Source organism: Pseudomonas sp. TH43 (assembly GCF_016650635.1).
Classification (GTDB): Bacteria; Pseudomonadota; Gammaproteobacteria; order Pseudomonadales; family Pseudomonadaceae; genus Aquipseudomonas.
In genome coordinates this window covers 135,526-153,427 of sequence record NZ_JAEKFI010000003.1, presented here as the reverse complement: position 1 = coordinate 153,427, position 17,902 = coordinate 135,526, and the positions used below count along the sequence as shown (strand labels likewise).

The 17,902-nt window shown below is 62.9% G+C and carries 3 protein-coding genes; all 3 read left to right on the top strand.

Features of this window, described 5'->3' with window-relative positions; genetic code table 11:
- Nucleotides 1–169: 169 nt before the first annotated feature.
- Nucleotides 170–1,342, top strand: coding sequence for an MFS transporter (locus JFT81_RS10200; protein WP_201227216.1), 1,173 nt, complete (start codon nt 170–172; stop codon nt 1,340–1,342).
- 78 nt (nt 1,343–1,420) lie between these two features.
- A complete protein-coding gene (locus JFT81_RS10195) occupies nt 1,421–2,155 on the top strand; it encodes an alpha/beta fold hydrolase (protein ID WP_201227215.1) in 735 nt (244 codons plus the stop codon).
- Nucleotides 2,156–2,334: 179 nt separating this feature from the next.
- The gene (locus tag JFT81_RS10190; RefSeq protein WP_201227214.1) at nt 2,335–17,895 is read left to right on the top strand and encodes a non-ribosomal peptide synthetase; all 15,561 of its coding nucleotides are present in this window, start codon (nt 2,335–2,337) and stop codon (nt 17,893–17,895) included.
- Nucleotides 17,896–17,902: the final 7 nt, after the last annotated feature.

Below are 17,902 nucleotides of genomic sequence, written 5' to 3'. Positions count from 1 at the left end.
CGGCCCCTTCGCGAGCAGGCTCGCTCCCACAAAGATCCCTGTATGTCGCAAATCCCGTGTGGGAGCGAGCCTGCTCGCGAATGAGCCTTCACATTCCACCAACAATTCCCGGCTTCCCGGTTCATCGGCCTTTATGGCAACTTGGCGGCCCTTGATGAGGCCGCAGTCCATGGCAAACCCCTATCGCGATTTGTTCACCGCCCCCGGCGCCCGCAATTTTGTACTGGCCGGGATGATCGCGCGCATGCCGATTTCGATGACCGGTATCGGCGTGATCACCATGCTCTCGCAGTTGAAGGGCGGGTATGCACTGGCCGGTGCGGTGGCGGCGACGTTTGCCCTGGCCACGGCGTTTTGCGCACCGCAGGTGTCACGGCTGGTCGATCGCTTTGGTCAGGGCAAAGTGCTGCCCATTTCAGCATTGATCGGCGGCGGGGCACTGCTGATGTTGCTGCTGTGCACGCGATTGCAGGCGCCGACCTGGACGCTGTTCATCTTCGCCGCACTGGCCGGTTGCATGCCAAGCATGTCGGCGATGGTGCGGGCGCGCTGGACCGAAATCTATCGTGGCCAACCGCAATTGCAAACGGCATATGCGCTGGAGTCGGTGCTTGATGAAGTTTGTTTCATCGTCGGCCCGCCGTTGTCGGTGGGGTTGTGCGTGGCGGTGTTCCCCGAAGCCGGGCCGCTGGCGGCACTGTTGATGCTGGCGATCGGTGTCAGTGCATTTGTCGTCCAGCGCAGCACCGAACCGCCGGTGCATCCGCACGAGTCGCATCATCAGGGTTCGATCATTCGCTCGACTGACATTCAGTGGCTGCTGGCGCTGATGCTCGCCATGGGCGTCATCGTTGGCGTGGTGGATGTGGTCAGCGTCGCTTTCGCACAGCAACAAGGGCAGCCTGCGGCGGCAAGCATTGTGTTGTCGGTGTACGCCATCGGGTCGTGTCTGGCCGGGATCGCGTTTGGGGCGATGCGCTCGAAACTGCCGTTGCCGCGACTGTTCATGTACGGCGGTATTGCAACCGCAGTGACGACGCTGCCGCTGTTGTGGGCGAGCAATATTTTCGGCCTCTCGGTGGCGGTATTTGTCGCGGGGCTGTTTTTCTCGCCGACGTTGATTGTGGCGATGGCGCTGGTCGAGCGTATCGTGCCGTCGGCCAAGCTCACCGAAGGCCTGACCTGGTTGATAACAGGTCTGAGCATTGGCGTGGCGATCGGTGCGGCGGGATCCGGCGCGTTGGTGGATGCATATGGCGCACGCAGCGGTTTCTGGCTGGCGATAGCGGCCGGGGCGGTGGTACTGGGCTCGGCAGTACAGAGTTTCCGTCACTTGAAATGACTGGATAGACGCGCGCGGGCTAATTTCTGCAGGGCCGCCTTCGTTCTTTTATACAGACAACTTTTCGAGGTAAGCCGGGTGACTCAGCTGACATTGCTGTGCCTTCCTTATTCGGGCGCCAGTGCCATGGTTTACAGCCGCTGGCGGCGCAAACTGCCGCAGTGGCTGACGCTGCAACCGGTAGAACTGCCGGGTCGCGGCGCACGGTTTGGCGAAGCGCTGCAAACCGATATGCGGGCGCTGGCCCGTCAGTTGGCCAGCGAACTGCAAACGACCCTGCGTGCGCCTTATGCCATTTTCGGCCACAGTCTTGGCGCGCTGCTGGCCTGCGAGCTGGCCCATGCCTTGCGCGCCCTGGGGTTACCGGAGCCGGTGGCACTGTTCGCCTCCGGCACGGCAGCGCCGACGCTGCGCAGTGAGTATGATCGCGGTTTCGCTGAACCGAAAAGCGATGCCGAACTGATCGATCAGTTGCGCACCTTGAATGGCACCAGCGAAGAAATTCTCGCCAACGCCGAATTGATGAGCCTGACCCTGCCGGTGCTGCGTGCCGACTTCCTGTTGTGCGGACGTTTTCAGCCCATCCAGCGACCATTGCTCAAATGCCCGGTGCATGTGCTTGGCGGTACCACCGACCGAGCGACCACCGAGCAATTGATCGGCTGGAGCAAGGAAACCCTCGGCAGTTTCTCCGTGGACATGCTCGCCGGCGGTCATTTCTTTATTCATGAACACGAAGCCAAAGTGCTGAAAGTCATCAAGGATCAGCTCGACGTTCATCACCGCCGGCACTCAATGCCCGCCACTGCCTGAACATCAGCACATTTAAAGTGGGAGCAAGCACGCTCCCGCAGCGTTTCCTGCCCGTCTGAAAATCCCCGCCTGCCTCGCTCCTGATACTTCCTCTCATTCGCTAATTTTTCCGGTGTGCATTCGTTTTATAGGGACGACGTGCCTTTGTGCTTCCTGCCTACTGATCCGGATGCTGAGAAATGAATGCTGAAGACTCCTTGAAACTTGCTCGCCGGTTTATCGGGTTGCCCCTGGAAAAGCGCCAGATGTTCCTCGCGGCCCTGCAAAAGGAGGGCGTGGATTTCGCCCGGTTTCCGATTCCGGCCGGGATCGAGGCCGAAGACCGCCAGGCGTTGTCTTACGCGCAGCAACGGATGTGGTTTCTCTGGCAACTGGACCCGCACAGCGGCGCCTACAACTTGCCGGGTGCGGTGCGCCTGAGCGGGCGGCTGAATCTGTCGGCACTGGAGCAGGCGTTTGCCGCACTGGTCGCCCGCCATGAAACCCTGCGCACGGTGTTCCAGCGGCAGGCGGATGACAGTCTGCTGCAAGTGCCGGCCACGGCGACCTTGAACATCCGTCACGAAGATTTCAGCGCGCTGCCGGCCACCGAACGCGAGGAGGCTGTCGTTCGTGCCGCCGAGCAGCAATCGGTGTTGCCGTTCGATCTGGCTGTCGGGCCGTTGTTGCGGGTCACCCTGCTCAAGCTCGCCGAGCAGGAGCACGTATTGCTGCTGACCCTGCACCACATCGTTTCCGATGGCTGGTCGATGAACGTGCTGATCGACGAATTCATCCGTTGCTATGACGCCTTTGACGCCGGCCAGCCTCCGGCGCTGGCAGCGCTGCCGGTCCAGTACAGTGATTACGCGCTGTGGCAACGCCGTTGGCTGGAAGCCGGCGAGCAGGCGCGGCAACTGGAATACTGGCAGGCGCAGTTGGGTGATGAGCACCCGGTGCTGGAATTGCCGCTGGACCATTCGCGTCCGGCCATGCCGAGCTATCGCGGCACGCGCTATGAGTTTGCCGTCGACGGTCAATTGACCGAGCAACTGCGCGCCACCGCGCAACAGCATCAAGTCACGTTGTTCATGTTGTTGCTCGGCGCGTTCAATGCGCTGCTGCACCGTTACACCGGGCAGACCGACATCCGTGTCGGCGTGCCGATTGCCAACCGCAATCGCGCCGAGATCGAAGGCCTGATCGGTTTCTTCGTCAACACTCAGGTGCTGCGTACCAGACTGGATGGCCAGACTCGCGTCGACGCGTTGCTGCAAGCGATCAAAGAGACGGCGCTCGGCGCTCAGGCACATCAGGATCTGCCGTTCGAGCAACTGGTCGAAGCGCTGAAACTGGAACGCAGCCTCAGTCACACGCCGCTGTTCCAGGTGATGTACAACCACCAGCCGCAGGTGGCCGATATCGCCGCCCTCAGTACGGCCTCGGGCCTGGTGCTCGACAGCCTCGAATGGCAAAGCCGCACCACTCAGTTTGACCTGACACTCGACACCTACGAGAAAGGCGGCAAGCTACACGCTGCACTGACTTACGCCAGCGATCTGTTCGACGCGCCGACCATCGAACGGATGGCGCGGCACTGGTTGCGCCTGCTCAAGGCAATGGTCGCCGATCCTGCGCAACGCATTGGCGAACTGCCGTTGCTGGACGCGGACGAGCAGCACACGCTGGTGCATGCCTGGAACGCTACAGCAGCGGTTTATCCGAGCGGGCAGCCGATTCATCAATTGATCGAAGCCCAAGTGGCGCGCACCCCGGATGCCCCGGCGCTGGTGTTCGCCGAGCAAACCCTGAGTTATGCACAACTGGATGCCCGGGCCAACCAACTGGCGCATCTGTTGCGTGAACAAGGCGTGCGGGCCGACAGTCTGGTGGGGATTTGCGTCGAGCGCTCGCTGGAAATGGTGATCGGCCTGCTGGCGATTCTCAAGGCCGGCGGCGCCTATGTGCCGCTGGATCCGGAATACCCGCAAGAGCGTCTCACCTACATGGTCGAGGACAGCGGCATCACTTTGCTGCTGACCCAGAGTGCGTTGCTGGCGTCGCTGCCGACGGCAGGGGTGAACGTCATCACCCTCGATCAGGAAGCTGACTGGCTGGATCGCTACAGCGAAGGCCGTGTCGATGGGGTCGTCGACCCGCTGAACCTCGCGTACGTGATTTACACCTCCGGCTCCACCGGTAAACCGAAAGGCGCTGGCAACAGTCATGCGGCGCTGGTCAACCGTTTGTGCTGGATGCAGGAGGCTTACGGGCTGGATGCCAGTGATTCGGTGTTGCAGAAAACCCCGTTCAGCTTTGACGTGTCGGTCTGGGAATTTTTCTGGCCGCTGCTGACCGGCGCGCGCCTGGTCGTGGCCGCACCGGGTGCGCACCGCGATCCATCGCTGTTGATCGAGACCATCAACCGCTACGGCATCAGCACGCTGCACTTTGTCCCGTCGATGTTGCAGGCGTTTATTCATGAGCCGGGCGTCGAGGCCTGTGTCGGCCTCAAGCGCATTGTCTGCAGCGGCGAAGCGCTGCCGCTGGATGCGCAACTGCAAGTGTTCGCCAAGCTGCCGAACGCCGGGCTCTACAATTTGTACGGCCCGACCGAAGCGGCCATCGACGTCACCCACTGGACCTGTGTCGACGAACGCGCCGACAGCGTGCCGATCGGTCGGCCGATCGCCAACCTGCGCACGCATGTGCTCGACGCCGAACTGTTGCCGGTGCCGAGCGGCGTCGCCGGTGAGTTGTATCTGGGCGGTGCAGGGCTGGCGCGCAGTTATCACCAGCGCCCGGCGCTGACTGCCGAGCGTTTTGTGCCGTGCCCGTTCCACGACGGCGCGCGCCTGTACCGCACCGGTGACCGGGTGCGCCAACGTGCCGACGGCGTCATCGAATACCTCGGGCGTCTCGATCATCAGGTGAAGTTGCGCGGCTTGCGTATCGAGTTGGGCGAAATCGAAACCCGCCTGATGCAGCATCCGCTGGTGCGTGAAGCCGTGGTGCTGGTGCAGGGCGGCAAACATCTGGTCGGCTATCTGGTGCTGGAAACCGCTCAGGCAGACGAACAATGGCAACAGGACGTCAAGGCCTGGCTGCTCGGCAGTTTGCCGGAATTCATGGTGCCGACCTACCTGCTGAAGCTGGACAGGTTGCCGGTCACCGCCAACGGCAAGCTGGATCGCAAAGCCTTGCCGGAACCGGATGCCGCGCCGCAACAAGCCTTCGTTGCGCCGCAGGATGCCATGCAAAAGGCCCTGGCCGCGATCTGGGAAGACGTGCTCGGTCTGCAGCGTGTGGGTCTGGAAGACAACTTTTTCGAGCTGGGCGGTGATTCGATCATTTCGATTCAAGTGGTCAGCCGCGCGCGGCAGGCCGGGATCCGTATCAGCCCGCGCGACCTGTTCCAGTATCAGACTGTGCGCAGTCTGGCATTGGTCGCAATCCTCGACAGCCTCAGCTCGGTGGATCAGGCATCGGCGACGGGCGAAGCGTTGCTGGGGCCGATCCAGCAGCAGTTCTTCAGCCGGGCGATGCCGCAGCGTGAGCACTGGAACCAGTCCCTTTTGCTGACCCCGCGCGAGGCGCTGAATGCTCAGTGGCTCGACACGGCATTGACCCATGTAATCAATCACCACGATGCCTTGCGTCTGCGTTTTGTCGAGGGCGTCGACGGCTGGCGGCAAGCGTACGCGGCACAGGTCGAACGCGCTGACGTGTGGCTGCGCACGGCCGAGACGACCGCGCAACTGAGCGCCCATTGCGACGAAGCCCAGCGCAGTCTTGATCTGGCCAACGGGCCGCTGTTGCGCGCGGTGTTGGTGACCATGGCCGATGGCAGTCAGCGCCTGTCGCTGATCCTCCATCACCTGGTAGTGGACGGTGTGTCGTGGCGCGTGTTGCTGGAAGATTTGCAGCAAGCCTACGAACAACTCGCGGCGGGCGGTGGTGTGCAATTGCCGGCCAGGACCAGTGCGTTCCAGAGCTGGACGGCGCGCCTGAGCACCGAGGCTTCGCGCTTCGACGATCAACTGGCTTACTGGAAAGCCCAGCACAACACCGCGCAGGATCTGCCGTGCGAACGCCCTGAAGGCAGTCTGCAAAACCGTTTCGGTAAAAAAATCGAATGGCGTCTGGACGCCGAGCGCACTCGCCAATTGCTGCAACAGGCACCGGCGGCCTATCGCACGCAGGTCAACGATCTGCTGCTGACGGCATTGGCGCGCACTATCAGTGGCTGGAGCGGTCAGCCGGGCACCCTGATCCAGCTGGAAGGCCATGGCCGGGAAGACCTGTTCGACGACATTGACCTGACGCGCAGCATCGGCTGGTTCACCAGCCTGTTCGCCGTCAATCTGGTGGCGACCGAGGACCTCGACGGTTCGATCAAGGCGATCAAAGAACAACTGCGCGCGGTTCCGGACAAAGGGCTGGGTTACGGCGTACTGCGTTACCTGGCCGCGCCGTCGGTGCGCGAAGAACTGGCTGCATTGCCTGCGCCGCGCATTACCTTCAACTATCTGGGGCAGTTCGATCGTCAGTTCGATGAGCAGGCGCTGCTGGTGCCGTCCACCGAGTTTGGCGGTGTCGCCCAGGATCAACAGGCGCCGCTGGATAACTGGTTGACGGTCGAAGGCCAGGTCTATGGCGGCGAATTGAGCCTGAGTTGGGGTTTCAGCTCGCAGATGTTCGATAGCGCCACCGTGCAGTATCTGGTCGATCGCTACGCCGCAGAACTGACTGCCCTGATCGAGCACTGCTGCGCCCTCGACACCGCGCAAGTGACGCCGTCGGACTTCCCGTTGGCGCGCATCAGCCAGGCGCAACTGGATGCGTTGCCGGTCGCCGCCGCCGTCATCGAAGATGTTTATCCGCTGTCGCCGATGCAGCAGGGCATGTTGTTCCATACCCTTTATGAACCGCAGGTCGAGGCGTACATCAGCCAGATGCGTCTGGACATCCAGGGCCTCGATCCACAGCGTTTTGCCGACGCCTGGCAAGCGGCGCTGGCGCGTCATGATGTGTTGCGCAGCAGCTTCCACTGGCAAGGCCTGGACAGCGCCCATCAAGTGATCAGCCGCCAAGTGCAACTGCCGCTGCAGGTGCTGGAAAACACGGACACCGATGCGCTGGCCGAGATGGAGCGGGCGCAAGGTTTCGAACTCGACTGCGCGCCGTCGTTGCGCTTGAAGCTGGTGCGCACCGGCGCCGATAGCTGGCATTTGATCTACACCAGCCATCACATCCTCATGGACGGCTGGAGTAACGCGCAGCTGCTCGGCGAGGTGATTTCGCACTACGCCGACGCGCGCTCATTGCCGGCGCCGGTGGGGCATTACCGCGATTACATGGGCTGGTTGCAGCAGCAATCGGCAGACGCTGGCAAAGCGTTCTGGAGCGCTGCGCTGGCGCCGTTGCAGGCGCCGACACTGCTCGCCGATGCCGTGCGTGCGCCCGTGGCTGGCCACGGCTCAGACGAGCATCGCGAGGTGATCGACGCAGCCGCAACGCGGCGTCTGGGCGAGTTCGCCCGTCAGCAGAAAGTCACCCTCAACACGTTGCTGCAAGCGGCCTGGAGCCTGTTGCTGCAACGCTACACCGGGCAGGACTGCGTAGCGTTCGGCGCGACAGTGGCCGGTCGTTCGGCGCCGCTGCCGGGCATCGAGCAGCAACTGGGGTTGTTCATCAACACCTTGCCGCTGGTGTGCAACCCGCGCCCGGATCAGCGCGTCGGGCAGTGGTTGAGCGATCTGCAGGCGCAGAACCTGGCCCTGCGTGAATTCGAGCATGTGCCGTTGTTCGACATTCAAGGCTGGGCAGGGCATCAGGGCTCGGCGCTGTTCGACAGTCTGCTGGTGTTCGAAAACTTCCCGGTCGCCGAGGCGCTGAAACAGGGCGCGCCGGCCGGGTTGACCTTCGGCAACCTGCATAACCATGAACGCACTCACTATCCGCTGACGCTGGGCATCGAACTGGGCGCCACGCTGAGCCTGGAGATGAGCTACGACGCCGCGCGATTCAGCGCCGCCCAAGTGCACATGCTCTGCGCCAACCTGCGCCACTTGCTTGAGCAATTGATCACCAACGTCACCGCTTGCCTCGGTAACCTGACGTTGCTCGATGCCGCTGCCACGTACACCATGCTCGCCCATTGCCAGTCGCCAGCGCTGCAATTGCAGCACATCGGCCTGGTGCACGAGCGCATTGCCGCGCAGGCCAAAGCCACACCGCAGGCACTGGCCGTACAGTGCGGTGAACAGCGTCTGAGCTATGACGAGCTCAACCGTCAGGCGAATCGCCTCGCTCACCGTCTGCTGGCCAGCGGTGCAGCACCGGGCAAACGCATCGGTCTGGCGCTGCGTCGTGGCCCGCAAATGATCGTCAGTTTGCTGGCCGTGCTGAAGACGGGCGCCGCTTACGTACCGCTTGATGCCAACTACCCGGCCCAGCGTCTGGCCTACATGATCGAAGACAGCCGTGTCGATCTGCTGCTCGATGAATCCGCTCTGCTGCAAGACGTGCCGCTGCCGGCAGGTCTTGAACATTTGCACCTGGGCGAAATCATCGAGACGCTGGGCGCTTATGCGGACAGCGATCCGCTGAATCACGCCACGGTCGATGACCTGGCGTACGTGATTTACACCTCGGGTTCCACCGGCCAGCCGAAAGGCGTGGCGATTGCTCATGCGGCGCTGCGCGAGTTCTGCCAGACCGGTGCCGAGTATTCGGCGCTCACCGCTGATGATCGCGTGCTGCAATTTGCGACGTTCAGCTTCGATGGTTTTGTCGAACAGTGCTACCCGCCGCTGTGTGTCGGTGCGGCGCTGATCATGCGCGGTGACGAACTCTGGGACGTCATCCAGTTGGCCGAGCAGATCGTCGGTAATGGCGTGACCCTGGCGGACTTGCCGGCGGCTTATTGGTTCTTGCTGGCGCGTGAATGTGCTGGCGGCAACATCGCCAGCCTGGGCCCGTTGCGTCAGGTTCACGTCGGTGGTGAAGCGATGTCGGTCGAAGGCCTGCGCCTGTGGCACGAGGCTGGGTTGAGCCATGTGCGCTTGCTCAACACCTACGGGCCGACCGAGGCGACGGTGGTGTCCAGCGTCCACGATTGCCGCCTGAGCGATGCCAACGATAGTTTCGGCATTCCGATTGGCCGAGCCATCCCCGGCCGCGCGTTGTATGTGCTCGACAGCGCCGGGCAATTGCTGCCGGCTGGCGGTGTCGGCGAGTTGTGCATTGGCGCGAGCGCCTGTCTGGCGCAGCAGTATTTCGACCGTCCGGCCCTCACCGCCGAGCGCTTCCTGCCAGACCCGTTTGCCGCCGAGGCAGGGGCGCGGCTGTACCGCAGCGGCGACCTGGCCCGTTATAACGAAAACGGCGATCTGGAATACGCCGGGCGGATCGACCACCAAGTGAAGATTCGTGGCTTGCGCATTGAGATGGGGGAAATCGAAGCCTGTCTGCAAGCGCAGGAAGGCGTGCACGCCGCCGCAGTCATCGCTCAGGATTTCCCGGGGGGCGCACAACTGGTGGCTTATGTGGTGCCCGAAGCAGGCACCGAACCTGCGACCGCGCAGGCGCAGTGGCTGGGCTCGCTCAAAGCTTCGCTGCAACAAGTGCTGCCCGATTACATGGTGCCGGCGCACCTGCTGTTGCTGGACGCGTTGCCCTTGAACAACAACGGCAAACTGGATCGCACCGCGCTGCCGAAAGCCGAACTGAACCAGGATTTGTGCGCTTATGCCGCGCCGCAGACCTTGCTGCAGGTGCAACTGGCGCAGATCTGGGAAGCCGTGCTGGAGTCCGGCGCGGTGGGGCTCAACGATCACTTTTTCGAACGCGGCGGTCACTCGTTGCTGGCCACCCAGGTGATTTCCCGGGTCCGCCAGACGCTCAAGCTCGATGTGCCGATGCGCACCCTGTTCGAGCAGCCGACGCTGCAAGCCTTTGCCGCCGCCTGCGCGACCCTGCAACACAGCGAAGCTGTGCCAATGCTGGCGTTGCCGCGCGGTGATGCACTGGCGTTGTCTTATGCCCAGGAACGTCAGTGGTTCCTCTGGCAACTGGAGCCGGACAGCGCCGCTTACCACGTGCCAAGTGCACTGCGCTTGCGCGGTGCGCTGGACATCGCTGCGTTGCAGCACAGCTTCAATCAACTGGTGGCCCGTCACGAACCGTTGCGCACCACGTTCCGTCAGGACGACGAACGCACCGTGCAGGTGGTTCATGCGCAGGGACAATTGACGATTGAACAACACCGCCTCAACACCGAAGAGGGGCCGGCGAACTGGGTGCAGGCGCAGATCCGCCAACCGTTCGATCTGTTGAACGGGCCACTGCTGCGCGTCGCTTTGCTACGGATGGCGGCGGATGATCATGTGCTGGTGATCACTCAGCACCACATCGTTTCTGACGGTTGGTCGATGCAAGTGATGGTGCGCGAACTGATGGCGATGTACGCCGCAGAATGCGCCGGACAACCGCTCGAACTGGCAGCGCTGACGCTGCAATACGCCGATTTTGCCCAGTGGCAACGACAGTGGATGGAGGCCGGCGAACGTCAGCGTCAACTCGATTATTGGAGGGCTCAACTCGGCGGCGAACAACCGGTGCTGGAGCTGCCGCTGGACCATTCGCGTCCGGCGGTGCAGAGCTATCGTGGCGCGCGGCTGGATGCGCCGCTGGAATCCGCGTTGAGTGCGCAATTGCAGGAGGTTGCCCGACGTGAGGGGGTGACGATGTTCATGCTCTTGCTGGCCTCGTTCCAGACCCTGTTGCACCGCTACAGTGGTCAGGACGATATCCGCGTCGGTGTGCCGATTGCCAACCGCAACCGCGCTGAAACCGAAGGCCTGATCGGCTTCTTCGTCAACACCCAGGTGATGCGTGCACAGTTTGCCGGGGAGCTGAGTTTCCGTGATCTGCTGGCGCAGACGCGTCAGGCCGCAATGGGCGCCCAGGCGCATCAGGATCTGCCGTTCGAGCAATTGGTCGAAGCGCTGGCGCCAGAGCGCAGCCTGAGCCACAGCCCGTTGTTCCAGGTGCTGTTCAACCACCAGCGCGATGCCGCGCCGGTCACCGCTGTGGCGGATTTGCGCATCGAAGGCCTGCCGTGGGACAGCGCCACCGCCCAGTTCGACCTGACCCTGGACACCACCGAAACCGCCGCCGGGCTGATGGTCAGTCTGACCTACGCCAGCGATCTGTTCGAGGCGACGACCATCGCGCGCCTGTTCGAACACTGGCAGGCATTGCTGCGGGCGATTGTCGCTGCACCGCAGCAGGCGATCGCCGCGTTACCGATGCTCGCCGCGCAGGAGCGTCAGCAGATTCTCGAAGACTGGAACGCCACTGCCACCGAATACCCGCTGCACCTGAGCGTGCAGCAGTTGATCGAAGCGCAAGTGCTGCGCACGCCGGACGCCATGGCGCTGAAATACGCCGATGAATGCCTGAGCTACGCGCAACTCAATGCCCGCGCCAACCAGTTGGCGCACAAGCTGATGGCGCTGGGTGTCGGACCTGAAAGCCTGGTCGGCATCGCCGCCGAACGTTCGATCGAAATGGTCGTCGCGCTGTTGGCCGTGCTCAAGGCCGGGGGCGCCTACGTGCCGCTGGACCCTGAATACCCGCAGGATCGCCTGGCCTACATGATCGAAGACAGCGGCGTCCAGCTGTTGCTGACTCAGGCGCATCTGCTCGATGCCTTGCCATTGAGCGGTCAGGTACAAACCCTGTTGATCGAGGCGTCGCTGGAGGGCTTCGCCAGCGACAATCCGGATGTAGCGGTCACAGGTGAAAACCTTGCCTACGTGATTTACACCTCCGGCTCCACCGGCAAACCGAAAGGCGCTGGCAACCGTCATGTCGCCCTGACCAACCGTCTGTGCTGGATGCAACAGGCCTATGAGATCGGCGCGGGCGACAGCGTGCTGCAAAAAACCCCGTTCAGCTTTGACGTGTCGGTGTGGGAGTTCTTCTGGCCACTGATGACCGGCGCACGTCTGGTCGTCGCAGCCCCGGGCGATCACCGCGATCCGGCAAAACTGGTGGCGCTGATCAATCGCGAACACATCACCACGCTGCACTTTGTGCCGTCGATGTTGCAAGCCTTCTTGCAAGACGCCGAGGTCGGTACGTGCACCAGCCTGCAACGCATCGTCTGCAGCGGTGAAGCGCTGCCGGCAGACGCGCAACAGCAAGTCTTCGCCAAGCTGCCAACTGCCGGGCTGTACAACCTTTACGGCCCGACCGAAGCGGCCATCGACGTGACGCACTGGACGTGTGTGGAGGAGGGCCGCGACAGCGTGCCGATCGGCCAGCCGATTGCCAACCTCGGCTGCTACATCCTTGACGATAACCTTGAGCCGGTGCCGACCGGCGTGCTCGGCGAGTTGTACCTGGCGGGCGTCGGTCTGGCGCGCGGCTACCACCAGCGTCCGGCGCTGACCGCCGAACGTTTTGCGGTCAGCCCTTTCGGCGCCGGCGAACGGATCTACCGCACCGGTGACCTGGCACGCTACCGCGCCGACGGCGTGATCGAATACGCCGGCCGAATCGACCATCAGGTCAAGCTGCGCGGCCTGCGTATCGAACTCGGTGAAATCGAAGCGCGTCTGCTCGAACACGCCATTGTCCGAGAAGCCGCGGTGTTGGTGATCGACGGCAAACTGTTGACCGGTTACGTGGTGCTGAACGAAGACAGCGCGGACTGGCGCGACACGCTGATGCGTCATCTGCACGCCGGGCTGCCGGAATACATGGTGCCCAACCAGTGGCTGACGCTGCCGCAGATGCCGTTGAGTCCCAACGGCAAGCTGGATCGCAAGGCGCTGCCGAAGCCTGAATTGGGCGCCGGCAAAGCCGAATACATCGCTCCGCGCAATGAGCTGGAGCAGCGTATCGCTGCGGTGTGGGCCGATGTGCTGAAACTGCCGCGAGTCGGCTTGGCCGATAACTTCTTTGAACTGGGTGGCGATTCGATCATTTCGATTCAAGTGGTAGCCCGTGCCCGTCAGGCCGGAATCCGCTTTACCCCCAAAGACTTGTTCCAGTACCAGACCGTCCAGGCGCTGGCGGGCGTCGCGACGCTGGGCGATGGCGCGGCGCAGATCGATCAGGGCGCGGTCAGTGGCGCCACGCCGTTGCTGCCGTTCCAGCAGTGGTTCTTTGCGGCCGAGATTGCCGAGCAGCATCACTGGAACCAGTCGGTGATGCTCAAACCGGCCGTCAGCATTGAGGCAACTGCGCTTGAGCAAGCCTTGCAAGCACTGGTCGCGCATCACGATGCCTTGCGCCTGTCGTTCACAGAAACGGCCAGCGGCTGGACCGCAAATCATCACGCAACAACGGTGCAACACACCCTGCTGATGCAGGCGAGTGTCAGCGATGAACAACAGTTGCAGGACGCTTGCCTTGAGGCACAACGCAGCTTCGACCTGGCACACGGCCCGCTGTTGCGTGGCTTGTTGATGACCCTGGCCGATGGTTCGCAACGCTTGCTGCTGGCGGTGCACCACTTGGTGGTGGACGGTGTGTCATGGCGGATTCTGCTGGAAGATTTGCAAAGCGCTTACCAGCAGCGCATCGACGGCAAGACCCCGCGCCTGCCAGCCAAGACCAGCGCCTTCAAGCACTGGGCCGAACGTTTGCAACAACACGCGCCGCAACGCGCTGGCGAACTCGAGCTGTGGCGCGCACAACTGGCTGATGCGCCCGTCGACCTGCCGTGCACCCATCCACAGGCCAGTCTGCAAAATCGTTACGCACACACCGTCCAGACGCGCCTCGATCAAGTGCTGACCCGACAACTGCTGCAACAGGCGCCGGCGGCGTATCGCACTCAGGTCAACGACCTGCTAATGACCGCACTGGCCCGAGTCATCTGCCGCTGGACGGGGCACGCCTCGACTTTGATTCAGCTGGAAGGGCATGGTCGCGAAGATCTGTTCGACGACCTCGACCTGAGCCGCAGCGTCGGCTGGTTCACCAGCCTGTTCCCGGTGCGCCTGACTCCCGCCGCGTCGCTTGACGGTTCGATCAAGCAGATCAAGGAACAGCTGCGGGCGATTCCCGACAAAGGCCTGGGCTTCGGCGTGTTGCGTTACTTCGGCGACGAAGCGACCCGCCGTGAGCTGGCGGCGCTGCCGACACCGCGCATCACCTTCAACTACCTCGGCCAGTTCGACAGCCAGTTCGATGACGGCGCACTGTTCGCCCCGGCCAGCGAAAAGGCCGGCGACGAACAGAGCCCGTTGGCGCCGCTGGGCAACTGGCTGGAACTCAACGGTCAGGTCTACGGTGGCGAGTTGAGCCTGGGCTGGACGTTCAGCCGCGAAATGTTCGATGAAGCGACCATTCAACGTCTGGCCGATGAATACGCGGTCGAACTGGCGGCGCTGGTCGAGCATTGCTGCGCCGCGCAGAACGCCGGCATTACGCCGTCGGACTTCCCGTTGGCGTCGCTCAACCAGCAACAGCTCGACGCCTTGCCGGGTGCCGGTGCCGATGTCGAAGACATCTACCCGCTGTCGCCGATGCAACAGGGCATGTTGTTCCACAGCCTGTACGAACAAGGTTCGGGCGATTACATCAACCAGATGCGCGTCAGCGTCGAAGGCCTGGATCCCGAGCGTTTGCGTCAGGCCTGGCAGGGCGCGGTCGACCGTCATGCGATTCTGCGTACGCGGTTCGTGTGGATCTCCGAGCAGGAACAGCCGCTGCAAATCGTCCAGCGCCAGGCCGAGTTGCCGTTCAGCCTGCAGGACTGGCGAGGCCGCGCTGACCTGCCGTCGGCGCTCGACGTGCTGGCGCAAGAGCAACTGCAACAGGGCTTCGACCTGTTGCAGGCACCGTTGCTGCGTCTGGTGCTGGTGCGCACCGATGATGACCGCCACGAAATGATCTACACCAGCCATCACATCCTCATGGACGGCTGGAGCAACTCGCAGTTGCTCGGCGAAGTGATGCAGCGCTACGCCGGTGTAACCCCGGCCGCGCCGCTGGGCCGTTATGCTGATTACATCGGCTGGCTGCAGCGTCAGGACGGTCAGGCCAGCGAACGCTTCTGGACTGAGCGTCTGGCCGACCTCGAGGAACCGACTTACTTGGCCCGCAGCTGCCTGGATACGCTGGCGACCGCTGGCCAGAGCGGTTACGACCAGCAAACCCGATGGCTGGGCCGTGAGCAGACGCAACGTCTGGGCGCGTTCGCCCGTCAGCACAAGGTCACCCTCAACACCGTGGTGCAGGCCGCCTGGTTGCTGCTGTTGCAGCGTTACACCGGGCAACCGACCGTGGCGTTCGGCGCTACGGTCGCCGGGCGTCCGGCCGAGCTGCCAGGCGTCGAGCAACAGGTCGGTTTGTTCATCAACACCTTACCGGTGATCGCCACCCCGCGTGTCGAGCAACCCCTCGGTGAGTGGCTGCAAACAGTGCAGGCGCTGAACCTGGCCATGCGCGAATTCGAATACACGCCGCTGGCAGACATCCAGCGCTGGTCGGGGCAACGTGGCGAAGGCTTGTTCGACAGCCTGCTGGTGTTCGAGAACTACCCGGTGTCGGAGGCGCTGAATAACGGTGCGCCGCAAGGCTTGCGTTTCGGCCAGGCGTGCAGCCAGGAACAGACCAACCTGCCGTTGACGGTGCTGGTGGATCTGGGCGACAGCCTGTCGTTGCAATTTGCCTATGCCCGGCAACATTTCAGCGCTGCGCAGATCGAGCAGATAAGCGGCCACTTGCAGCACCTGTTGCAGCAAATGGCCGACTCGCCGGCGCAACGTCTGTTGGCCGATCTGAGTGTGTTCGATGCCGCGCAGCACCAGGCGGTGTTGCAGGACTGGAACCGTGCGCCGGCCACCTTTGCGCAAACCCGCACCCTGCCACAGCTGATCGAAGCACAAGTGCGTCGGGCACCGCAGGCAATTGCCGTGAGCCTGGGCGAGGAACAATTGAGCTACGGCGAACTCAACGCCCGTGCCAACCGCCTGGCCCATGCCCTGATCGCACGGGGCGTCGGCGCCGATGTGCTGGTCGGTCTGGCTGCCGAGCGTTCGATCGACATGATCGTCGGCCTGGTCGCCATCCTCAAGGCCGGCGGCGCTTACCTGCCGCTGGACCCGCAGTACCCGGCCGAGCGCTTGCAATACATGATCGAAGACAGCGGCATTGCCTTGCTGCTGATGCAGCCGGGGGTGCTCGATCATCTGGCAGTGGCCGACAGCGTCGAAACCCTGCTGCTGGGTGATGACAGCCGCTGGCAGGATCAATTGGCAACCGATCCGCAGGTCTGGGCCGACAGCGCCAGCCTCGCTTACGTGATCTACACCTCGGGCTCCACCGGCAAGCCGAAAGGTACGCTGCTGGCTCACGACAACGTGCTGCGTCTGTTCGAGGCCACGGACCCTTGGTTCAGCTTCGGTGCCGAGGATCGCTGGACGCTGTTCCACTCGTACGCGTTCGACTTCTCGGTCTGGGAAATCTTTGGCGCGCTGTTGCATGGCGGGCGTCTGGTGATCGTGCCGCACAGCGTCAGCCGCTCGCCGCAGGAGTTCCATGCGCTGCTGTGTCGCGAGCGCATCACCGTGCTCAACCAGACGCCGTCGGCCTTCAAGCAACTGATGCAAGTCGCCTGCGACGCACCACAGGATGCACAACTGTCGCTGCGTTACGTCGTGTTCGGCGGTGAAGCGCTGGAAGTGCGCAGCCTGCGTCCATGGTTCGAACGCTTCGGCGACACCGCGCCACAACTGGTCAACATGTACGGCATTACCGAAACCACGGTTCACGTGACTTACCGTCCGTTGACCCTGGCCGATCTCGAACAGGATGCCGGCAGCCCGCTGGGCGAACCGATCCCGGACCTCGGCTGGTACGTGCTCGACGCCGACCTGCAACCGGTGGCGAAGGGCTGCATCGGTGAATTGCACGTCAGCGGCGCCGGGCTGGCACGCGGTTATCTCAAGCGTGCCGACCTCAGCGCATTGCGTTTCGTGCCCAACCCGTTCGGTGACGACGGCGCGCGGCTGTACCGCACCGGTGACCTGGCGCGCTATCGCGCCGATGGCCGGATCGAGTACGCCGGACGCATCGACCATCAAGTGAAGATCCGTGGTTTCCGTATCGAGTTGGGGGAAATCGAGGCGCAATTGTTGGCGCTGCCGCAAATCCGTCAGGCCGTGGTACTCGATCAACCAGGCGCCGGTGGCGTGCAACTGGTCGCGTATCTGGTGGCCGATCAGTCGGTCGAACTCGATCAACAGGGCCCGTGGCGTGAGCACCTGCGCCAGGCGCTCAAGCACAACCTGCCGGATTACATGGTGCCGGCGCACCTGTTGTTGCTCGACAGCCTGCCGCTGACCGCCAACGGCAAGCTCGACCGCAAGGCCCTGCCGCAACCGGATGCCAGCCTGCTGCAAAACATCTACGTGGCGCCTGAAAGCGAACTGCAACAGCAGATCGCCGAGGTCTGGGCCGACGTGTTGAAGCTGGAGCGAGTCGGCCTGACGGACAACTTCTTCGAGCTCGGCGGCCATTCGCTGCTGGCCACTCAGGTGGCCCTGCGTTTGCGCGAGTTGTTGGGCTTCGAAGTGCCGTTGGCCAGCCTGTTCGCCAGTGCCGATCTGGCGGCTTTCAGCGCGGCCGTACAAGCCCTGCAACCTGATTTGCAGCCCGTTCATGATGTTTTGGCTAAATCCTTGGAGGCTCTCAATCGTTTATCAGCAGATGAACTTGAAAAACTGATTTCCTGAGAGGACC

Coding starts and splice junctions, on each gene's coding strand:
- JFT81_RS10200 (WP_201227216.1), top strand. CDS start 170: ATGGCAAACCCCTATCGCGATTTGTTCACCGCCCCCGGCGCCCGCAAT.
- JFT81_RS10190 (WP_201227214.1), top strand. CDS start 2,335: ATGAATGCTGAAGACTCCTTGAAACTTGCTCGCCGGTTTATCGGGTTG.